This is a genomic window from Shinella sp. 1A1 (assembly GCF_055379515.1).
Genome location: NZ_AP039671.1, coordinates 2,390,187 through 2,410,713 on the forward strand (window position 1 = coordinate 2,390,187; position 20,527 = coordinate 2,410,713).

Annotated in this window: 21 protein-coding genes and 1 tRNA gene; 10 read left to right on the top strand and 12 right to left on the bottom strand. The window is 65.2% G+C overall.

Translation table 11 applies throughout. The features are described from left to right. Positions 1 to 13: 13 nt before the first annotated feature. Positions 14 to 1,201 carry an acetyl-CoA C-acyltransferase gene (locus tag ACZ48C_RS11795; protein WP_464781222.1) on the bottom strand — a complete coding sequence of 396 codons (1,188 nt, stop codon included), beginning with the start codon at positions 1,199 to 1,201 and terminating at the stop codon, positions 14 to 16. A 12-nt stretch (positions 1,202 to 1,213) separates the two neighbouring features. After that, positions 1,214 to 1,981 carry a 3-hydroxyacyl-CoA dehydrogenase gene (locus ACZ48C_RS11800; RefSeq protein WP_464781223.1) on the bottom strand — a complete coding sequence of 256 codons (768 nt, stop codon included), beginning with the start codon at positions 1,979 to 1,981 and terminating at the stop codon, positions 1,214 to 1,216. A 187-nt stretch (positions 1,982 to 2,168) separates the two neighbouring features. Between ACZ48C_RS11800 and ACZ48C_RS11805 the strand changes: the two genes are divergently transcribed. Together ACZ48C_RS11805 and ACZ48C_RS11810 are read left to right on the top strand one after the other, a co-directional pair. After that, positions 2,169 to 3,179 carry an AraC family transcriptional regulator gene (locus ACZ48C_RS11805; protein WP_464781224.1) on the top strand — a complete coding sequence of 337 codons (1,011 nt, stop codon included), beginning with the start codon at positions 2,169 to 2,171 and terminating at the stop codon, positions 3,177 to 3,179. Between the two features lie 102 nt (positions 3,180 to 3,281). After that, positions 3,282 to 3,830, top strand: coding sequence for an NADPH-dependent FMN reductase (locus ACZ48C_RS11810; protein WP_464781225.1), 549 nt, complete (start codon positions 3,282 to 3,284; stop codon positions 3,828 to 3,830). A gap of 39 nt (positions 3,831 to 3,869) precedes the next feature. On the opposite strand, the gene ACZ48C_RS11815 is transcribed toward ACZ48C_RS11810, so the two are convergent. The 3 genes from ACZ48C_RS11815 to ACZ48C_RS11825 form a co-directional block, all read right to left on the bottom strand. Continuing rightward, a tRNA-Met gene (locus ACZ48C_RS11815) sits at positions 3,870 to 3,946 on the bottom strand. 133 nt (positions 3,947 to 4,079) lie between these two features. Further along, the gene (gene mnmA / locus ACZ48C_RS11820) at positions 4,080 to 5,276 is read right to left on the bottom strand and encodes a tRNA 2-thiouridine(34) synthase MnmA (protein ID WP_464781226.1); all 1,197 of its coding nucleotides are present in this window, start codon (positions 5,274 to 5,276) and stop codon (positions 4,080 to 4,082) included. Between the two features lie 184 nt (positions 5,277 to 5,460). Next, positions 5,461 to 6,210 carry a helix-turn-helix transcriptional regulator gene (locus ACZ48C_RS11825; RefSeq protein ID WP_464781227.1) on the bottom strand — a complete coding sequence of 250 codons (750 nt, stop codon included), beginning with the start codon at positions 6,208 to 6,210 and terminating at the stop codon, positions 5,461 to 5,463. Between the two features lie 441 nt (positions 6,211 to 6,651). Between ACZ48C_RS11825 and sciP the strand changes: the two genes are divergently transcribed. Continuing rightward, a complete protein-coding gene (gene sciP / locus ACZ48C_RS11830) occupies positions 6,652 to 6,927 on the top strand; it encodes a CtrA inhibitor SciP (protein ID WP_023515011.1) in 276 nt (91 codons plus the stop codon). 186 nt (positions 6,928 to 7,113) lie between these two features. After that, positions 7,114 to 7,395 carry a GNAT family N-acetyltransferase gene (locus ACZ48C_RS11835; protein ID WP_318909815.1) on the top strand — a complete coding sequence of 94 codons (282 nt, stop codon included), beginning with the start codon at positions 7,114 to 7,116 and terminating at the stop codon, positions 7,393 to 7,395. A 117-nt stretch (positions 7,396 to 7,512) separates the two neighbouring features. Here ACZ48C_RS11835 and ACZ48C_RS11840 read toward each other — a convergent pair whose 3' ends face one another. Next, entirely contained in the window at positions 7,513 to 7,863 is a 351-nt protein-coding gene (locus tag ACZ48C_RS11840; RefSeq protein ID WP_119256749.1) for a flagellar export protein FliJ, read from the bottom strand. A 529-nt stretch (positions 7,864 to 8,392) separates the two neighbouring features. Between ACZ48C_RS11840 and ctrA the strand changes: the two genes are divergently transcribed. Continuing rightward, on the top strand, positions 8,393 to 9,094 hold the full coding sequence (gene ctrA / locus ACZ48C_RS11845; RefSeq protein ID WP_119256748.1) for a response regulator transcription factor CtrA: 702 nt from the start codon (positions 8,393 to 8,395) through the stop codon (positions 9,092 to 9,094). 278 nt (positions 9,095 to 9,372) lie between these two features. On the opposite strand, the gene ACZ48C_RS11850 is transcribed toward ctrA, so the two are convergent. Together ACZ48C_RS11850 and chpT are read right to left on the bottom strand one after the other, a co-directional pair. Beyond that, a complete protein-coding gene (locus tag ACZ48C_RS11850) occupies positions 9,373 to 9,735 on the bottom strand; it encodes a response regulator (RefSeq protein ID WP_119256747.1) in 363 nt (120 codons plus the stop codon). Positions 9,736 to 9,851: 116 nt separating this feature from the next. After that, positions 9,852 to 10,505, bottom strand: coding sequence for a histidine phosphotransferase ChpT (chpT, locus tag ACZ48C_RS11855; RefSeq protein ID WP_119256746.1), 654 nt, complete (start codon positions 10,503 to 10,505; stop codon positions 9,852 to 9,854). A 217-nt stretch (positions 10,506 to 10,722) separates the two neighbouring features. Here chpT and ACZ48C_RS11860 point away from each other — a divergent pair, with 217 nt between their 5' ends. The 3 genes from ACZ48C_RS11860 (at position 10,723) to ACZ48C_RS11870 (ending at position 13,244) form a co-directional block, all read left to right on the top strand. Beyond that, positions 10,723 to 11,301 carry a DUF1134 domain-containing protein gene (locus ACZ48C_RS11860; protein WP_464781228.1) on the top strand — a complete coding sequence of 193 codons (579 nt, stop codon included), beginning with the start codon at positions 10,723 to 10,725 and terminating at the stop codon, positions 11,299 to 11,301. A gap of 139 nt (positions 11,302 to 11,440) precedes the next feature. Beyond that, positions 11,441 to 12,595 (top strand): hypothetical protein, encoded by a 1,155-nt coding sequence (locus tag ACZ48C_RS11865; protein WP_464781229.1) that lies wholly within the window; start codon positions 11,441 to 11,443, stop codon positions 12,593 to 12,595. Positions 12,596 to 12,713: 118 nt separating this feature from the next. Further along, entirely contained in the window at positions 12,714 to 13,244 is a 531-nt protein-coding gene (locus tag ACZ48C_RS11870; protein WP_464781230.1) for a dihydrofolate reductase family protein, read from the top strand. A gap of 97 nt (positions 13,245 to 13,341) precedes the next feature. Here the strand turns inward: ACZ48C_RS11870 and ACZ48C_RS11875 are convergent, their stop codons facing one another. Continuing rightward, complete coding sequence (locus ACZ48C_RS11875) at positions 13,342 to 14,172, bottom strand: TrmH family RNA methyltransferase (protein ID WP_464781231.1); 831 nt, start codon at positions 14,170 to 14,172, stop codon at positions 13,342 to 13,344. A gap of 6 nt (positions 14,173 to 14,178) precedes the next feature. Further along, a complete protein-coding gene (locus ACZ48C_RS11880; RefSeq protein WP_464781232.1) occupies positions 14,179 to 14,568 on the bottom strand; it encodes a hypothetical protein in 390 nt (129 codons plus the stop codon). 37 nt (positions 14,569 to 14,605) lie between these two features. On the opposite strand from ACZ48C_RS11880, the gene ACZ48C_RS11885 reads away from it, so the two are divergent. Both ACZ48C_RS11885 and rpoH read left to right on the top strand, forming a co-directional pair. After that, entirely contained in the window at positions 14,606 to 15,640 is a 1,035-nt protein-coding gene (locus tag ACZ48C_RS11885; protein ID WP_464781233.1) for an RluA family pseudouridine synthase, read from the top strand. A gap of 246 nt (positions 15,641 to 15,886) precedes the next feature. Then, positions 15,887 to 16,792, top strand: coding sequence for an RNA polymerase sigma factor RpoH (rpoH, locus tag ACZ48C_RS11890; protein WP_119256739.1), 906 nt, complete (start codon positions 15,887 to 15,889; stop codon positions 16,790 to 16,792). A gap of 73 nt (positions 16,793 to 16,865) precedes the next feature. Here the strand turns inward: rpoH and ACZ48C_RS11895 are convergent, their stop codons facing one another. Together ACZ48C_RS11895 and ACZ48C_RS11900 are read right to left on the bottom strand one after the other, a co-directional pair. After that, positions 16,866 to 19,076: a hypothetical protein gene (locus tag ACZ48C_RS11895; RefSeq protein WP_464781234.1), complete on the bottom strand. Its 2,211-nt coding sequence runs from the start codon at positions 19,074 to 19,076 to the stop codon at positions 16,866 to 16,868. Between the two features lie 69 nt (positions 19,077 to 19,145). Next, positions 19,146 to 20,441 carry an adenylosuccinate synthase gene (locus tag ACZ48C_RS11900; protein WP_119256737.1) on the bottom strand — a complete coding sequence of 432 codons (1,296 nt, stop codon included), beginning with the start codon at positions 20,439 to 20,441 and terminating at the stop codon, positions 19,146 to 19,148. Between the last annotated feature and the right edge of the window lie 86 nt (positions 20,442 to 20,527).

Sequence of the window (20,527 nt, forward strand, 5' to 3'; positions counted from 1 at the left end):
CTCCCCAAACCGCTCAGTGCCGCTCGATGGCCACCGCCGTCGCTTCGCCGCCGCCGATGCAGAGCGTCGCCATGCCGCGCCGCAGATCGTAGCGTTCCAGCGCAGCAAGCAGGGTGACGAGCACGCGCGCGCCCGATGCGCCGATGGGATGGCCGAGCGCGCAGGCGCCGCCGTGGACATTGACCTTGTCATGCGGCAGGTCGAGGTCGCGCATCGCCGCCATGGCGACGACGGCGAAGGCCTCGTTGATTTCGAAGAGGTCGACATCCTTGAGGCCCCAGCCGGTGCGCTCGCCGAGCCTGCGCAGTGCGCCGATGGGCGCGGTCGCGAAGAGATTGGGCGCCTGCGCATGCGTCGCATGGCCGACGATGGTGGCGAGCGGCGTCAAGCCCTCGCGCTCGGCCCGGGAGCGCCGCATCAGCACCAGCGCGGCCGCGCCGTCCGAGATCGAGGAGGCATTGGCCGCCGTCACCGTGCCGTTCTCGCGAAAGGCCGGCTTCAGTGTCGGGATCTTCTCCAGCCTGGCCTTGCCGGGCTGCTCGTCGCGGCTGACGACGGTCTCGGACCGGCCGGCCTTCACGGTGACGGGGACGATCTCGGCGTCGAATGCGCCGGTCTCGATGGCGCTGCGGGCGCGGGTCAGGGAGGTAACGGCATAGTCGTCCTGCGCCGGGCGGGTGAACTGGTAGGCCTCGGCGCAGTCCTCGGCGAAGGTGCCCATCAGGCGCCCCTTGTCATAGGCGTCCTCGAGGCCGTCGAGGAACATGTGGTCGATGACGCGGCCATGGCCGAGCCGGTAGCCGCCGCGGGCGCGGTCGAGCAGGTAAGGCGCATTGGTCATGCTCTCCATGCCGCCGGCGACGGCGACCGAGGCGCTGCCGGCGGCGATGAGATCATGCGCCAGCATCACGGCCTTCATGCCCGAGCCGCACATCTTGTTGACCGTCGTCGCCCCGGTCGCGAAAGGCAGGCCCGCACCGATGGCGGCCTGCCGCGCGGGCGCCTGCCCCTGCCCGGCCGGCAGCACGCAGCCGAACACCGTCTCCTCCACTGCATCCGGGGCGACGCCGCTCCGCTCCAGCGCCGCGCGGATCGCGGCCGCGCCGAGTTCCGGCGCGGTGGCGTCCCTGAGGTCGCCCTGGAAGCCGCCCATCGGGGTGCGGGCCGAACCGACGATGACGATGGGATCCTGCAGAACCATATCGAAACTCCCTCAGCGCGGCGCCATGCGCAGCGCGCCGTCGAGGCGGATGACCTCGCCATTCAGCATGACGTTCTCACAGATGTGGCGCACCAGTGCGGCAAATTCCACCGGCTTTCCGAGGCGCTGTGGAAAAGGCACGCTCCGCCCGAGCGATTCCTGCACCTCCTGCGGCATGCCGGCCATCATCGGCGTCTGGAAAATCCCCGGCGCGATGGAGACGACGCGGATGCCGTGGCGGGCCAGCTCGCGGGCGACCGGCAGCGTCATGGCGGCAACGCCGCCCTTGGAGGCCGCATAGGCCGCCTGCCCGATCTGGCCGTCGAAGGCCGCGACCGAGGCCGTGTTGATAACAATCCCCCGCTCGCCGTCCGCCTCAGGCTCTTCCTTCGCGATGGAGGCTGCTGCGAGCCGGGTCATGTTGAAGGTGCCGATGAGGTTGATGCCGACGGTGCGGGCAAAGCTGTCGAGCCGGTGCGGCCCGTCGCGGCCGAGCACCTTCTCGCCGGGCGCGACACCCGCGCAATTGACCAGCCCGTGCAGATGGCCGAAGCGTTCCAGCGCGAGGTCGACGGCGGCCTGGCCATCCGTTTCCTGCGTCACGTCGGTCTGGATGAAGGCTGCGCCGGTCCCGAGCTCGCCGACGATGCCGCGGCCGGCATCGACATTGACGTCGGCGATCACGACATGCGCGCCCTCGCCCACCAGCATGCGCGCCACCGCCGCGCCGAGGCCCGAACCGCCGCCGGTGACGAGAAAGGTCTTTCCGCGGATCAACATGGCTGCTCTCCCTCAGCGCATTCGATTTCCGTGCGATCCGGCCGAATGCGGCCCTCCCGGTGCCGTATCCGCCGGCAGGGCGATCTGCCCTCCGTCTTTCCTATTTTATGCCGGCACGATATTGCATGCGATGACCGAAGCGTCTCGAACGATCGGCCAGTTTTACCACATCCCGCGGGACATGACGATGACGGATACCGGACGGCGGATGATATCGCCCTTCTTCGTGGAAGAGGCCATCGACTGCCTGAAACGGCAGGGCAAGGCGCCGGAGAAGGTGCTCGCCGCCGCCGGCCTGCCGGCCCGCACCGGGGCGCCGATCTCCGCCGAAAGCTATGGCGCCCTCTGGCTCGCCATCGCCGCGGAGATGGACGACGAATTCTTCGGCATGGGTGCAAGGCCGATGCGGCGCGGCAGCTTCACCTTGCTCTGCCACTGCATCCTGCATGCCCGGACCCTCGACCAGGCCTTGCGGCGCGCGCTGCGCTTCCTCAATGTCGTGCTGGAGGACCCGGAAGGCCGCCTCGAAATCGCCGACGGGCTGGCCCAGATCGTCCTTGCCGACCGGCAGGGCCCGCGCTCCGCCTTCGCCTACCGCACCTACTGGATTCTGCTGCACGGCATCACCTGCTGGCTCATCGGGCGCCGCATTCCGCTACGGATGGTCGATTTCCGCTGCGCCGAGCCGGAGCATGGCGCGGATTACCGGCTCTTCTTCGGCGCGCCCGTGCGCTTTTCCCAACCGGTGAGCCGCCTCGCCTTCGACGCCGCCATGCTGAAACTGCCCGTCGCGCGTAGCGAGCAGGCGCTGAAACAGTTCCTGCGCAACGCCCCGGCCAATATCCTCGTGCGCTACCGCTACGATGCCGGCCTTGCCGCCGGCGTCCGCAAGCGCCTGCGCGAGATGCCGCCGACCGCCTGGAACGCTTTCGACGATCTCGCCGCGCAGATGCGCATGTCGCCGTCCACCCTCAGGCACCGCCTCGCCGCGGAAGGCCAGAACTATGCCGCCATCAGGGACGAGATCCGCCGGGACCTCGCCATCGAGATGCTCCAGGCGACGACGCTCGGGGTCGGCGAGATCGCGACCCGCCTCGGCTTTTCCGAACCCAGCGCCTTCCACCGCGCCTTCCGGAAGTGGACCGCCAGAAGCCCCGCCGCCTTCCGGCGCGAGACCGCAGCGCCGGACCGCGCCTGATTCGCCGTCCCTCAGCCCACGCGAGGAAAAGCTTCGTTTTCGATATTGAGTTTTCCCGCCTGAGGAGCGAGGATCGGCGCGCCACGTAGCCTGGAGTTTCCCATGACCACCGTTGCAGTTCTCGTCGGCAGCCTCCGCAAGGAGTCGTTCAGCCGCAAAGTCGCCAAGGCGCTTGTCTCCCTCACCCCCGGCCTGAAATTCGAATTCCTCGACATCGGCTCGGTTTCCTACTTCAACCAGGATCTCGAAGCCACGCCGCCGGCCGACTGGACCGCGCTGCGCGAGCGCGTCGCGGCCGCCGACGCCATCCTCTTCGTCACCGCCGAATACAACCGCTCGGTACCCGGCGTTTTGAAGAATGCGATCGACGTCGCCTCGCGGCCCTATGGACAGGGCGCCCTGATGGGCAAGCCGGCAGCGATCATCTCGACCTCGATCGGCGCCATCGGCGGCTTCGGCGCCAACCATCACCTGCGCCAGTCGCTCTGCTTCCTGAACATGCCTGTTCTGGAACAGCCGGAAGCCTATATCGGCGGCACCGGCAGCCTGTTCGACGATGCGGGGAACCTCACCAACGACGGAACGCGCGATTTCCTCGCCAGTTTCGGCAAGGCATTCGAACAGCACATCGCGCGCAACGCGAAGCGGTAGAGGCCGCGCGTTGCGTTCAATTCGATTGCGGGAAAAAAATGGTAGCGGAGGAGGGATTCGAACCCCCGACACAAGGATTATGATTCCTCTGCTCTAACCTACTGAGCTACTCCGCCGCCCGAAGGGACGATCGAGAGCGATGTCCGTTTCCGTCCGGTGCGCGGCTTATAAGGCGGGCTTCCCGCGGGTGTCAAGCGAGGTTTTGAGAAAATTCGCTTTGTCCGCAAGGGCTTTGCCGGTCGCGGCTTTTCAGGCCGCGACTGGGGTGGAAAGAATGCGCTTCAGGGCGTCCTCGGCATCCGCCTCGCGCTCGGAACGCAGGATGAAGCCGCCGCCGTAGATGCGGGCATCCTCGCCCTCGCCGGAATAGAGTGCGCAGGCCTGGCCGGGCGCGACGCCCGGCTCGCCTTCGGCAAGCTCGACATAGATGCCGCCCTCGTTCGCCTGGAGGCGGGCCGGGCGCGGCGGACGCGTGGAGCGCACCTTGGCGTAGCAGTCGAAGCCGGCGACCGCGACGGCTTGGAGGTCGCCGTCGCCCAGCCAGTTGATGTCACGCAGGTAGAGGCGTCGCGTTTCCAACGCCTCCTTGGGGCCGACGATGACGCGGCGCGAGCGGGCGTCGAGATAGACGACATAGAGCGGCTCGCCCGTGGCGATGCCGATGCCGCGGCGCTGGCCGATCGTGTAATGCAGGATGCCCTCGTGCCGGCCGAGCACGCGGCCGTCGATATGCACGATGTCGCCGGCAAGCGCCGCATTCGGCTTCAGCTTGTTGACGATGTCGGAATACTTGCCCTGCGGCACGAAGCAGATGTCCTGGCTGTCCGCCTTCTTGGCGACGACGAGGCCCATCTCCTCGGCCAGCGCCCGCGTTTCGGCCTTGGAAAGATGGCCGAGCGGGAAGCGCAGGTAATCGATCTGCTCCTGCGTCGTGGCGAAAAGGAAATAGCTCTGGTCGCGCTCGGCATCGACGGGGCGATAGAGCGCGCGGCGCCCCGGCGCGTCCGGCGCCGGATTGGGGCGCGAGCGGATGTAATGGCCGGTCGCCAGCGCGTCGGCGCCCAGTTCCTTGGCGGTGGCGAGGAGATCGGCGAACTTTACGGTCTGGTTGCAGGCGACGCACGGGATCGGCGTTTCGCCCGCGACATAGCTTTCGGCGAAGGGATTGATCACCGTCTCGCGGAAACGCTTTTCATAGTCGAGCACGTAATGCGGGATGCCGAGCGTTTCGCAGACGCGGCGCGCGTCGTCGATGTCCTGACCGGCGCAGCACGAGCCGGCCCGGTGCACCGCCGCCCCGTGATCGTAGAGCTGCAGGGTGATGCCGAGAACGTCGTAGCCTTCGCGTTTCAGGATGCCGGCCACCACCGAACTGTCGACGCCGCCCGACATGGCGACGACGACGCGCGTATCTTCCGGCTTGCGATCGAAATCGAGACTGTTCACGCGAGGTCCGTTCCGGTGCCGGCCGCGCCGAGGCTGCCGTCCTGCACCTTTGAATTGGGGCCGAAACCGGCCGTTGCGGCATCCCGCGATCCGCGGAACGCCTTTCGGGCGACATATAGAAACTTGCCGCATCGAGGGCAAGAGAAGGCCGGAAAGCTCCTCCTCCCCGGCTCGCGAACCAAGATCAGATGAGCCGGAGCCGCAGGGCGATGGCGATGGCCTGCATGCGGTTGACGGCCTGCAGCTTGCGGGTCGCGCTCTTGAAATAGCTGCTCACCGTATAGACCGAGATGCCGAGGATGATGGCGATCTCGTCGCTGCTCTTGCCGGCCGCCGCCCAGCGCAGGCACTCGACCTCGCGGCTGGAGAGCTTTTCGCGCCCGGCCGTCATGGCGACGAAGGTCTTTTCCAGGCATTCGAAAAGCTGGAGGGCGGCGAAATGCAGCTCCGCCAGCTCCGGCCGGGCGAGCGGCGCGCGCGTTCCGGAAAACACCATCAGGTAGGGATCGGCGGTCGTCGAATGCAGCAGGAAGGCCGTCGAGGCGGAAAGGCCATGGCTCTCGGCGAGCGCGATCGCCTCGCCGGCCTGCGCGTTTTCCCAGTCGGCCGGCGCCATCAGCGCGCTGTCGCCCTGCACCGGCAGCTTGGTCATGCCGGTATCGACCGCCAGCCGGCTGACATGGAAGAGGCTCATCGCATCGTATTTGCGCACGAGCTCGGCCGGCCAGTTGCTGACGAGCAGGCGCTCGGCGAACCGCTGCTGATCGTTTGCCGGGAAGCGTGCGACCATGAAATGGCTGAAGCCGAAATGGCCGGCGCACTGGCGCATGAGGTGCAGCACCTCGTATTCGGTCTGCACCGCCTCGATAGTGGCCGAGGAGAGGAACTCTGGCGACCGGCCCTGCTGCGCGAGCATGTTGTCTGGGTCTCTCATTTTCCGTTTCCAACAACCGGCGCGTGAACGCCGGGTTTCCAGTACATTCCCGGTCCGGAAAATTTCAGGCGCATCCCGCTCGACAGGCGAAAAAGAAAAAACGCCGCGAAAGCCGTATCCCGCGAAGGAACAGCTTGGAGTGGCAATTCATTTGGATGCATCCTGGGGGCTTCCGATGGCATCGACCCGACGCCGCCCCGAATTTTGCGGCCTGATAGCAGTATTTAAGTAAAATGGAAACGGAATATTTGCATGGCTCCCATGCAGGCAAAGGGCAGCGAAAACCGCCGGACGTAAGGGAAGGCAGGCCTTTCCGCCTCGCTGCCGTGCCGGCGAAGCCGCTCAAAAGATTAGAAAATTGTTAGCATGCGCTTAGGCAATTCTTAAATGTGGCAGGCTAGAGTCCCTCACATATGGTCTTGAGTTTATGTAGAGAGTCCAATGACCGATCTGATACGACCCCGCGTTAAATACGTCATCGGCCCCGATGGCAGCCCCCTGACGATCGCCGATCTGCCGCCGGCCAATACGCGGCGCTGGGTGATTCGCCGGAAGGCCGAAGTCGTCGCCGCCGTGCGCGGTGGCCTTCTCAGCCTCGAAGAAGCCTGCGAACGCTATACTTTGACGGTCGAAGAATTCCTGTCCTGGCAGTCCTCCATCAACGATCATGGCCTTGCCGGCCTGCGCACCACGCGCATCCAGCAGTACCGCCACTAGACCATTTCATTCCGGATCAAGACCCTGCGGCCGCTTCATGCGGCCGCAATGCTTTTGCGGAAAGCCCGCCCCCGGGGCGGAGCATCATGCCTCGATAGAGCACGCACTGTTCACAGCCGCACTGCTTGCGGGATCACGCGGGACAGGAAAGGATGCCTCCAGCGCAACGACAGCGAGGAGAGCGTCATGGACATCCTGCACGAAGACAGCGGCACGAAGGGCCGCTACTATGCGGTCATCGAGGGGCATGAGGGGGAAATGACCTATTCCCGCGCCTCCCCGCAGCTCATCATCATCGACCATACCGGCGTGCCGGACGCCTTGCGCGGCAAGGGCGTCGGCCAGGCGCTGGCGGCCCATGCCGTGGAAGAGGCCCGCAAGGGCGGCTGGAAGATCATGCCGCTCTGCCCGTTCTTCCGGGCGCAGGCCATGCGCCACAAGGAATGGCACGACGTCGTCAATCTCTGAAGCGTCAAGGCGGCAGTTTTCACGCGCAAACACGTCGGGCGCGCCAAAAAAACGCGAAGAGCCCTCGTGAGCGGTCTTGCGGCCGCTCGCGAGGGTTCTTCAGGATGGCACCTTAAATCAGGCGCGCATCCGGACCGCGTTGTCGCGCTCTTCCAGCGCCGAAGCCTTGGCGAATTCCGCCTCCGCCTCTTCCAGCGCCAGTTCGGCCGCGTCCTGCTGCACCTTCAGTTCCCGGATGGAGACCTGAAGATTGTCGGAGCGTTGCCGCGCCGCCTTTGCAAAGGTGGGATAAGCGAAGTGGCCCGGATCGGTGATCCCGGATTTCTTCTCTTCGATGGCGATCTGGCTTTCCAGTTCCTTCGACATCCGTTCGAATTCGGACATCATCAACTGAAGCTGTGCCAGCTGCCGTCTCTTGTCTTTCACCTGAAATTCCTTCAGGCGAACTAGGCTCTCACGCGACTTCATACGCAATACTCCCGTGGATAGCGAGACCCCGGCATTGGAGCGGACGCCGCCGAAAACGCTGGCGGACCTCCACTCGGCATTCCAACCCGGCCTTTGGAAAGCGCGGCATTCCACCGCGCACCGCCGACCGTCACGACAACCCGTAACCGGCAAACCCTGCCGAACCGTAAAAAAATTCAGCGAGATTAATGAAATCCTACCGCTGGTAACCTTTCGTTTACGGGCATCGTTAATCATAGCGATGATGATTTAAGGCTCAGTAAATGCGGTTCGCGAAAAACGAGGTGGCCACATTGATGAGTCGAAAGAGTCGGTTAACGTGTTTTCTTAAAAATTGTGTTTAAGAGACACATTTCCGATTCATGTGTGAAATCAGGAGCCTGCCTAAAATAATTAACAGACCGATACGCTCTTGCCAAAGTGAATCAGGATTTGTTAACCATTTCGTGGCAGCCTCCAAATCAGGCAACGACTGGATCCGTATCGCGTAGGGGGCCAGGTACCTTGAGCGGCGGAAAAGGGGACAGATATGCGGGTTCTACTCATTGAGGACGATAGCGCGACAGCGCAGAGCATCGAACTGATGCTGAAGTCCGAAAGTTTTAATGTGTATACCACCGACCTCGGCGAGGAAGGTGTCGATCTGGGCAAGTTGTACGATTACGACATCATCCTGCTCGACCTGAACCTCCCCGACATGTCGGGTTACGAGGTCCTGCGCACGCTGCGCCTGTCCAAGGTCAAGACGCCGATCCTCATCCTCTCCGGCATGGCCGGCATCGAGGACAAGGTGCGCGGCCTCGGCTTCGGCGCCGACGACTACATGACGAAGCCCTTCCACAAGGACGAGCTCGTCGCCCGCATTCACGCCATCGTGCGCCGCTCCAAGGGCCATGCCCAGTCGGTCATCTCGACGGGCGAGCTCATCGTCAACCTCGACGCCAAGACCGTCGAAGTCGGCGGCCAGCGCGTGCACCTGACGGGCAAGGAATACCAGATGCTCGAGCTGCTCTCGCTGCGCAAGGGCACCACGCTCACCAAGGAAATGTTCCTGAACCACCTTTATGGCGGTATGGACGAGCCGGAACTGAAGATCATCGACGTCTTCATCTGCAAGCTGCGCAAGAAGCTGGCCAACGCCGCCGGCGGCGCGAACTACATCGAGACGGTCTGGGGCCGCGGCTACGTGCTGCGCGAGCCCGAAGGCGGCGACTATCTCGAAAGCGCCTGATAGCGCCCCTCCCCGCTCCCGCATCAGACCCGCCGCTCGCCGGCGGGTTTTCTTTTGCGCGAATGTCGGGTTTGCGAGAACGGGCCAGACGCAGCAGCGGCTGGCTCCTCCGGAGGCAGCCGCCAGACCGCAGACAAGATCCATAAGCCGTTGGAAAACGATGGATCCTCGGCTCAAGGCCGAGGATGACGGCAGTGGGTGGGAAAATAAGGCTCAACAAGCAAACGCGGCCGGCTCCCTGGGAGCGGCCGCGTTTTCGTTCAGCTATGGAAATCTCTTCAGGCGGCGATCGAAAGATTGCCGAAGACCTGGGTCAGGATCTTCCGGTCGAACGGCTTCAGCAGGAAGTCGTCGGCGCCGGCGCGCTTGCCCATCATCATCTTCTTGAGGTCGGCCTCGACCACGCAATAATAGATGCGCACGGACTTGCCCTGCGGCAGGTTGCGCACGTTGCTGATCAGCTCGAGCGCGCCATCCATGGTGGAATCGACGATCAGGATGTTGGGCAGTTCGGCTTCGCAGCGCACCAGCGCCTCAAGCGAGCTAGAGGCTTCCAGCACGAGGAAATCGAAACCGGAAAGAATACGCTTGCCGACCTTACGGACGACATCGGAACCGTCGGCGATCATCAACCGCTGCATTAGCTGCTCCTAGGTCTCCCGCTCGCAGAGCGGGAACGATACAGGATGCAACTCTACCGGCACCTGGCAAACAAAGCGTTAGCGGCCATGGTTAACGAACCATGGCCGCCCACCGATCATTCCGATGCCGCAACCATGCGGGCGGAGAAGACGATCTCTTCCGGATGCACCGTCACGTCGAGTTCCATTCCCGCCTCGTCGGCGAGCAGCACCGTATAGTAGGGCTGGATGGAATGCGCATCGACCGCCTCTTCCGGCGTGCCGGAAAGGATTTCCATGAACTTCGGCGGCACGCGCAGCATGCGGCCCTTCACGGCGAGCTTGAACACCGCGTCGAATTCCGGGTTTTCCAGCGTCACGTCGATCGAGCCGCCGCGCGGGATCGCGCCATAGGCGATGAGGAACAGGTTGAGCAGCAGCTTGACCCGGTTCTTCGCGACGATGGCGCGGGGCCCCGTCCAGGTGATCTCCGTCTTCTTCTCGGCCGCCGCGAAGTCGCGCGCCGCCTTTTCCGCCTCGCCCGTATCGATCGAGGCGCCGACCGAGCCGGACGCGCCGAAGGCGAGGCGCGCGAATTTCAGGCGCACGGAGGCGTTGAGGGCGCTGGCGCGGATGAGATCCATCGCCTCGGCGTCGGCACCGCCCTCGTCGAGCAGTTCCAGGCCATTGTTGATCGCTCCGACGGGCGAGATGACGTCATGGCAGACGCGGCTGCACAGAAGCGCTGCCAGATCGGGACCGGTCAGCGTAAGGTTCGGATTTTTCGCCATAAATTTCTCCCAGATCCACGCATTCGTTCATCGCGGGCCGCCCATTGCGGGCACACGCGGGGACATTCCGCGCGACGCATAGCACGCCGGAATTGCGCGAGGCGTGCTCGATTTCAAGACAGCCATAATGACACCACATTTGGTAAACCGATTGTTAAGATCATCGGGTCAAATTGCTGATGGAACGGGGCCGGGACATGAAGGAAGGCGGACGGACATGGCTATTTCACATCTGGTGACGAAGGTATTGGGGCTCGCCGCAGCGGCGTGCATGCCCCTCTTCTTCGCCTTGCCGGCGGCTGCGCAGCAGAGCAACCAGTATACCATGCAGGAGATCGTCGACACCGGTCACAGCTTCTTCGGCGAGACCTCCGGCGGCCTTGCCAAGCTGGTGGAACGCGCCTTCGAATCCTACGGCCTGCCGAACGGCTACATTCTCGGCCAGGAAGGCTCCGGCGCCTTCGTTGCCGGCCTGACCTATGGCGAAGGCACGCTCAACACCAAGAATGCCGGCCAGCACTCCGTCTTCTGGCAGGGTCCCTCGCTCGGCCTCGACTGGGGCGGCCAGGGCAGCCGCACCATGATGCTCGTCTACAACCTGCCGAATGTCGATTCGCTGTACGATCGCTTTGGTGGCGTCTCCGGCTCGGCCTATATCATTGCCGGCCTCGGCATGCAGGTCAACGTCAACCGCGACATCGTGCTCGTGCCGATCCGCACCGGCGTCGGCGCCCGGCTCGGCATCAACGCCGGCTATCTGAAGCTGACGCGCCAGCCCACCTGGAATCCTTTCTGACACGAATGAAGCCGACGCCTCGTCCGTCAGGCAAAAGCAGGCCGATTTCGCGGGAACGCCCCCTGTGCAAGCTCGAACGAGCCGCTATAGTGCGCTCGTTCGAGACCCGTTTTGGGCCATGTTTGGAACGAGTGGATCCGTGATCGAGTACGCCCTCCTCTTCGCACTCGGCTTTCTCGCCGCCACGCTGGCCGGCCTTCTTGTCGCCCCGGCGATCCAGAAGCGTATCGTCAGGTTCACCGAACAGCGCATGCTCGCCACCATGCCGCTCAGCCCGCAGGAAGTGCGCGCGCAGAAGGACATGGCGCGCGCCGCCTTCGCCGCCGAAAACGCCCGCCTCGCCCAGGATGTCCGCCGCGCGCGCGAGAAGCATACGCTGGAAATGGTCCGCACCGAGAAGCTGATCGCCGAGGCCGGCGCGATCAGCACGGAAAATGCCGAACTTCACGCCCAGATCGCCGACATGAACATCGAGGCCGGCGACCGGCGCTCGGCGCTCCGGCGCGAGGAAATGAAGAGCGAGCAATTGAGAAACGCCCTCGTCGGCGCCGATCGCGAGATCCGCGCGCGCGCGGCGGATATCGAAAAGCTCGAAGGCACGATCGGCCGCCTGCGCGCCGATCTCGACAACATGAAGATCGACCTTGCCGCGCGCGACACGGTGATGGAGAACCTCCAGAGCCGCATCGGCAACCTGAAGGACGAGCGGGACAAGCTGCGCGAGGATATCAAGGCATCCATCGAGAAGGCGAAGGCGCTCGAAATCCGCCTTTCGCGCGAGGAAGGCCGGACCCGCCAGCTCGAGGCGAAACTGACGCGGGAACTGGCCGGCAGCGCCGACAAGGACAATGCGATCGAGCGGCGCATCGCGGAGATCGGCCGCCTGCGCGAGAAGGTGAAGACTTTGACGGCAGAAAGCAAGGAAGCGGCGAAGGCCAGCCACGCCACCGGCCTCTCCCGCAACATCGCGGCAAGCCGCATTTCCAACCGCCGCGCCGAAAAGGTGCTCCAGCCCGTCCCGCCGATCGACATCGTCGCGCTGGAGGAGGATGCCCGTAACCAGAGCACCGCGCTCACGGAACGCCTGCTGGCGGCCAGGACCGATGCGAACGACGCCGCGCTGCGCGAGGAGATGGCCGACCTCGCCAGCAAGATGATCGTGCTGACCGCCACACGTGAAGGCGCAAGCTCCCCCGTCCACGACCTCATCGCGACCATCGAGCCCGATCTCGAGGGCGACGACCAGAGCCTCGCTCGCCGGGCGCGCGAGCGCATGGGCCACGACGAGAGCTGACCGCGGGCGGGCCGAGTCGGAAGCGGAGTGGCCTCGCGAAACAGCACCGGATTGTCGCCGGTGCCTTTTCTGCGTAGCATTCCCCACGCCCTTCCAGCGCTTTTGAGGAGTCCCGCGGATGGCGAAGCTCGTATTCGCTCTGAACCAGTCCCTGGACGGCTATGTCGATCACACGGCATTTGCGCCGGAGCCGGCGGTGTTTCTTCATTTCATCGATGACGTACGAGGCCTCACCGGCATGATTTACGGCCGACGGATGTACGACGTGATGCGCTATTGGGACGACGACCGCCCGGAATGGGGCGAGGCGGAGCGCGACTATGCGGCGGCATGGCGCAGCCGGCCGAAATGGGTCGTGTCGCGCTCGCTCAAATCCGTCGGCCCGAACGCCACGCTTCTTGCCGGAGACATCGAGGCGCCGATACGGCAACTGAAGGCCGACCGCGACGGAGAGATCGAGGTTGCCGGACCCGAACTGGCGAGAAGCCTGACCGATCTAGGCCTCGTCGACGAGTACCGGCTGTATCTCCACCCCGTCGTGCTCGGCCACGGCAAGCCGTTCTTCGCCGGCCCGCGCCCGCCGCTGCGCCTCGTGGCGAGCGACCGCATCGGCGAGAATGTGATCCGGCTGACCTATCGTCCCGCTTGAAGCAGTTCCAGCAAAAGTGCGAAGCGGTTTTGCGTCCCGGATTGCGTAGAAATAAAGAGTTAGGGCGTTTTCGCGATTCGAAAAAAGCGGAAATGCTCTAGCTCACCCGTCCCATCGTCAGGGCGATCTGGTAAAGCGCGACGCCGCTCGCCGTCGCGACATTGAGGCTGTCGAGGCCGGGACGTTGCGGGATGCGGGCGGTGCGGAACGAGGAAAGGATGCTGTCCGGCAGCCCCTCGCCTTCCGTCCCCAGCACGAGCGCGATCCGGCGCGCGGCGGGGATGGCGGTCACTGGTACCGCACCGCGCGGCGAAAGCCCCCAGATCTCGAAGCCCGCCTCGGAAAGCCCGCGCAGCATGGCCTCGGCGGCAAGGCCGCGTACGAAGGGCACCGTCAGCACGGAGCCGACCGAGACGCGAATCGCCTTGCGGTAGAGCGGATCGCAGGACGTCTCGTCGAGGAAGACCGCATCCGCGCCGAAGGCGGCGGCGTTGCGGAAGATCGATCCGACATTGTCATGGTTGGAAAGGCCGCAGCCGGCCAGGACGAGGCTCGCCGCCGGCAACCGGCCGAGCAGCGAGGCGCCGATGTCCGCAGCCGGCTTGCGGCCGAGCGCCAGCACGCCGCGATGCATGTTGAACCCGGCGATCGCATCGAAGACCGGCTGCGCGGCGACATAGACCGGCACGCTTTCGGGAAAGGCGTCGAGCATGTCGCCAAGCCCGGCCAGCCGGTTTTCGAGAAGCAGGATGGCTTCCGCCGCAAAGCCGTTGCCTCGCGCCGCGCCCTGCCCGAGCATGCGCAGCACCACGGTGCCCTCGGCAATGAAAAGCCCGTCGCGGCCCGTCAGGTCCCGCTCGCGGATCGAGACGAAGCCGGCAATGCGCGGATCGCCGGGATCGTATATGCGGATCGGCGCGGCGGCCATGCCGGATCAGTTGCCCGCAATGTCGATTTCGGCGACGACGCGGCCGGCGGCGATATCGAAGAGGAAGGCCTTGCGCGCGCCATCGGCCATCGCGCCGTAGAACAGGATCTGCCCCGCCGACTGCGACACGGCCGAAACGGCGAAACCGGCCGGCAGCGTCGCGGTCGCCTTGACCGGCGCATCGCTCGGCACCGAAAGGCCACTTGCGGTCGCCACCGCTTCCGGCTTGCCATCCCGGTTGCTGATCTTATAGACAATGGCCGCGAGCACCGCCATGAACATCAGAAGCATGATGCCGCCCGAAACGAGTTGCAGGCGCATCATCTTGCGGCGCACATTCTCCATGACCGGGTCGAGCGGCTTGTCTTCCTGATCGTCGTTTTCGATATTGGACATGTCGGGCGCCCTTCCGGCAATCAGTATAAGTGAAACGATGACCGACCCCTTTAAAGAAGCCGAGGCCACAAGAAAAGTCCTGACCGCGCCGGAAGATGCGGAAGGACGCATCGACGCATGGCTGGCCGCCACGCTTGCCGGCGACTATTCGCGCAGCCGCATCAAGGCGCTGATCGAGGAAGGCGCCGCCATCGTCAACGGCGTGGCGATGACCGAGCCGAAGCGCAAGGTGCATCCCGGCGACGTGATCGAATTCACCATGCCCGCCCCGCGCGACCCCGAGCCGAAGGGCGAGGACATCCCGCTCGACGTGCTCTACGAGGACGACGACCTGATCGTGCTCGTCAAGCCGGCCGGCCTCGTCGTGCACCCCGCCGTCGGCAACTGGACGGGCACGCTGGTCAACGCCCTCATCCACCATTGCGGGGCGAGCCTTTCCGGCATCGGCGGCGTGCGCCGCCCGGGCATCGTGCACCGGCTGGACAAGGAGACGAGCGGTGTCATGGTCGTCGCCAAGAACGACGCGGCCCACCGCCATCTCTCCGACCAGTTCGCCGACCACGGCCGCACCGGCCCGCTGGAACGCGCCTACCAGGCCATCGTCTGGGGCCGCCCGCGCCAGATCAAGGGCACGATCGACGCCCCGCTCGGCCGCGGCGCCGACCGCACCAAGCGCGCCGTCAAGCGCGAGGATGCGGACGACGCCCGCGAGGCGATCACCCATTACGAGGTGGTGGAGCGCTACGGCGAGACCGAGGACGGCACGAGCCTCGCCTCGCTGGTCGAGTGCCACCTGGAGACCGGCCGCACGCACCAGATCCGCGTACACATGGCCCATATCGGCCATCCGCTGATCGGCGATCCGGAATATGGCGCGGCCTTCCGCACCAAGGCGAACCGCCTGCCGGACGAGGCGCGAAAGATCGTCAACGGCTTCCGCCGCCAGGCACTACATGCCTTCCTCCTCCAGTTCGAGCATCCCTCGACCGGCGAGACCATGCATTTCGAGGCGCCCCCGCCGGCGGACATGGAACGGCTGATCGGCGCCCTGCGCAGCATGGATGAGGCGTAAACCCCTTGATTTCCAGGCGGCGGACCCCATCTTGGGGATGTGCCATAAATTCCTTTCCGCCGCCGCCTTCACGCAGCCGTGAAGGCGCGCGCAATCTTGAATCATTGTTTCGCCATACCTATCTGTAGGATCAGTGGGGTCGCCATGACCCACGGGGAGCATGGTCGCTGACGGGGATCCGGTCTCGGGATCAAGCTCCGAACCAAGGCTTGCCGGAATGGAAGCCGTCTCAGAAAGGGGTGCTGAATGGCCCGCAATACGCTGCCGTCTATCACGGCCGGAGAAGGTGGTCTCAACCGCTATCTCGATGAAATCCGCAAGTTTCCGATGCTTGAGCCGCAGCAGGAATACATGCTCGCCAAGCGTTACCAGGAGCACGGCGACCGCAACGCCGCCCATCAGCTCGTCACGAGCCACCTTCGTCTCGTGGCAAAGATCGCCATGGGATATCGCGGCTACGGCCTGCCGATCGGCGAAGTCGTTTCCGAGGGCAATGTCGGCCTGATGCAGGCCGTCAAGAAATTCGACCCGGAACGCGGCTTCCGCCTCGCGACCTATGCCATGTGGTGGATCAAGGCCTCGATCCAGGAATATATCCTGCGGTCCTGGTCGCTGGTGAAGATGGGCACGACCGCCAACCAGAAGCGCCTGTTCTTCAACCTGCGCCGCATGAAGGGCAAGATCCAGGCCATCGACGATGGCGACCTGCGCCCCGACCAGGTGAAGGAAATCGCGACCAAGCTCAAGGTCTCCGAGGACGAAGTCGTCTCGATGAACCGCCGCCTGTCCGGCGACGCCTCGCTGAACGCGCCCATCAAGGCGTCTGAAGGCGATAGCGGCCAATGGCAGGACTGGCTCGTCGACGACCACGACAGTCAGGAACAGACTCTGATCGAGCAGGACGAGCTGGAAACGCGCCGCGCCATGCTGGCCCGCGCGATGAGCGTCCTCAATGATCGCGAGCGCCGCATCTTCGAGGCCCGCCGCCTCGCCGAGGATCCGGTCACGCTGGAAGAGCTTTCCAGCGAGTTCGACATCAGCCGCGAGCGCGTGCGCCAGATCGAGGTGCGCGCCTTCGAGAAGGTGCAGGAAGCCGTGCAGAAATACGCGGCCGAACAGGCCCGCGCCGTCCGCGTCATCGAAGACGCATAAGGCGAACGGCATCCCGACATGAAAAAGGCCCGGCAGCAATGCCGGGCCTTTCTTTTTGCCTGTTGGCGGAGCCTTACTGGCCGGCGCTGCCGGCCGCGGCCCAGGCCTTCATCACCTTGTCGAAGGCTTCCGTGCCGGCCGCGCCCTTGTCGAGCGTCAGCAGCGCGCGGCGGCCGTTGCGGTAGGTGATCGGGATATCGATCCACGAGCGCGTGCGCATGAGTTCCGTGTTCTTGGCGATCGCCTCGGGGAAGTCGTTGAGCGCGATCATGTGGAAATCGTCGGTGATCTTGGCGGGCACCGCGATGAGCGCATCGCCGCGGTCCTGCTCGGTCCGCTTCATCGCCACGCGCTGCACGCTTTCGATGCCGCCGCCCTCGAAATTCTCCGGCAGCGAGAAGACCAGCTCGACGATATGGCTTGCCGGCAGCGACTTGTCCGCGTTGCGGCGGAAGGTGATGAGCGCCGTCAGGCCCTTCGAGGGCACGTTGATCTGCGCGCGCACCACCGGCTCGGGCTTGGCGTCGCCGCCCGGCGATTCCTCGGCGCTCGACCAGGCGACCGTGCCTTCGATGGCCGTCGGCGAGGTCTGGCCGAGACGCTCCTCGTAAAGGAACATCTTCTGCGACACGCCCGCGGCGGGCTGCTCACTGGTTGCGGCCGGGACCTGTTCGCCAGTCGTCGTCGCCGTACCGTTACCGGCCGGGGTCTGCTGCGCCGTTTCCGTGCCCGCGGCCACGCCGGCATTGCCGTCGTTCCCGGCCGAGGCGGTTTCCGTGGACTGGGCCGCGACGGACTTGCCCTCTTCGGTCCCGTTGCCGTCGAGCGCCGGCGCCGGGCCGTTGTCGACCTCCGAGCCGTCCGTCATCAGGCGCTGGGTGAACTTGCCGCTGGCGTTCTGCGCTGCGGAAGCGACCTCGGTGTTCGCCGTGGTGCCGGCAGCATTATTATCGCCCGTCTGCTGGGTGGAAGGCGTGGTGTTCGCCGGCAGGTCGCGTGCGCCATCCGCCGTGTCGGTGGCCGGCTTCGTCTCCGCGGGCGTCTTTTCCGCCGGGGCGGTGAAGGAGGCGATCTTCTCGTTGACCCAGCCGTTCACCGTATCGCGGTTGAACCAGTAGGCCGCGCCGGCACCGCCGACGATCGCCAGGAACGCGACGGTGGCGGCAAGCGCACCGAGGCCGAAACGCGACTTGCGCGGCTCGGCGCGGAACGAACGCTGCGGCGCGCGAGCCGTCTCAGCGCCTGCTGTTGCCGCTGCCGTCGAGGTGATCCCCGCAAGGCCGTCATCGAAGGCCGGCGGCGTCGCCGTGACGGACGGTTCCGTCTTGGCCGGGAAGCCCATCAGGTCGTCGAGGTCGTCCCAATCGCTCTTCTTCGCGGTGTCGGCCGGCTGGGCTTCCGCCGGGACGGCCTTTTCCTCGGGCCATTCCCAGGCGAGCGGATCGGGCTCGACGGCGGGCTGGTCGCGGTTCTCGGCGACGGTCGCGGTGGTGGCCGCCTCGTTCCAGTCCCATGCGGCCTCTGCGGCCGGCATGCGGGCTTCCGCCAGCGGATCGGCCTCCGGCGCCTGCACGTCGTGAACGGGATAGGCGACCGGCTCGGGCTCGACGACCTCCACCGTCTCGGCCCCCGCCTCGGCGGTCACGTCATGCTCGGGCTCGTGCCAGGAGGGAACGTAGTCTTCCGTCGGCTCGGCCTCCGCCTGCCAGGACGGCTCGACATGGGCTGCGACGGCGACCGGCTCGTGATGAACGATCTGCTCCTCGACGACGGGTTCGGGCTCCGGCTCGGCGTCCGGCTCGCTGACGGCGACGGGCTCCTCGGCAGCCGGCTCTTCGGCCACCGGTTCGTGCGCAATGGGTTCATGAGCGACAGGCTCGTAAGCGACCGGCTCTTCCGCCGGCAGCTCTTCCGCATGATGCTCGACGGCCGCCGGCTCCTCGTAAGGCTCCGGCTCGGCGGCTGTGACAGGCTCTTCTTCCGGCTGCGCGACGGCGGCGGGCTCTTCCGCCACCGGCGCGGCTGCAACGGGTTCCTCGACGGGTTCGAAGGCGGGCTCCTCGGCCGGAAGCGCCTCGGCATGATCGCCCTCGACGTCCGTGATCGCCGCTTCCAGCTTGTCGAGCTGGCGCTTCATGAGTTCATCGGAGGGGCGCGGGTTCATGGATTCGAGCTGCCGGCGGACCGCGCCGCGGGCTTTCTCGTAAACCTTCTGCCGCATCTCGGCATTGTTGTCCGAGAGGCCATCCACGGCCCTTCGAATGACTGCTACAAAATCCGCCATCAGAACTTTCCGTCGTGTTCGCGTGCTATCCTATTGGAATAGGTCACGGAACTGGTGTTGAGCTTGAGATTAGTCCTCAAACGGGTCGGTCACAAGTATGGTGTCGTCGCGCTCCGGGCTGGTCGAAAGCAGGGCGACCGGCGCGCCGATCAGCTCTTCGACCTGACGGACATACTTGATCGCCTGGGCCGGCAGGTCCGCCCAGCTGCGCGCGCCGACCGTCGATTCCTTCCAGCCTTCGAGCGTGACATAGATCGGCTCGACGCGGGCCTGCTGGCTCTGGCTCGCCGGCAGGTAGTCGATCTCCTTGCCATCCAGCTTGTAGCCGACGCAGATTTTCAATTCGTCCAGCCCGTCGAGAACGTCGAGCTTGGTGAGCGCGATGCCGCTGATGCCGTTGGTCTTGACCGTCTGGCGCACCAGCACGGCATCGAACCAGCCGCAACGGCGCGGGCGGCCGGTATTGACGCCGACCTCGCGGCCCACGGTCGCAAGATGCTTGCCGATCTCGTCATCCAGCTCACAGGGGAACGGGCCCTCGCCCACGCGGGTCGTATAAGCCTTGGTGATGCCCAGCACATAGCTGATCGCCGTCGGGCCAAGGCCCGAACCGGCGGCCGCCTGCCCGGCAACCGTGTTGGAGGACGTCACGAACGGATAGGTGCCGTGGTCGTTGTCGAGCAACGCGCCCTGCGCGCCTTCAAAGAGGATGCGCGCGCCGGACTTGCGGTGCTTGTCGAGAACATCCCAGACCCGGTCGACATAGGGCAGGATCTGCGCGGCGACGGAGGTCAGTTCCTCCTCGATGGATTCGACGGAAATTTCGGCAAGGCCCATGCCCCGGCGCAGCGCATTGTGGTGCGTCAGCAGGCGCTCGATCTTCGGCCGCAGCGTCTCCGGCTCGGCAAGGTCGATCACGCGGATGGCGCGTCGGCCGACCTTGTCCTCATAGGCCGGGCCGATGCCGCGGCGGGTCGTGCCGATCTTGGTGCCGTTGCTGGAGGCAGCGTCCTCGCGCAGCGCGTCGAGATCGCGGTGCAGCGACAGGATGAGCGGCGCGTTGTCGGCGATGCGCAGCACCTCCGGCGTCACGGCGACGCCCTGCGCGCGCAGCTTTTCCACTTCCGCGACGAAATGGTGAGGATCGACGACGACGCCGTTGCCGATGACGCTGAGCTTTCCGCGCACAAGACCGGACGGAAGCAGGGCCAGCTTGTAGCTGATGCCGTTGATGACGAGCGTATGACCGGCATTGTGGCCGCCCTGGTAACGAACGATCACCTCCGCCCGTTCCGAAAGCCAGTCGACAATCTTGCCCTTGCCTTCGTCACCCCACTGCGAACCGACAACTACGACACTTGCCATTTCATCTTTCCCGTTTTCGCGCGCGAGCGCTTCACTCGTTTACGCGCACGTGCACGTGCGCCTGACCTGAAACCCGCGCATCTATA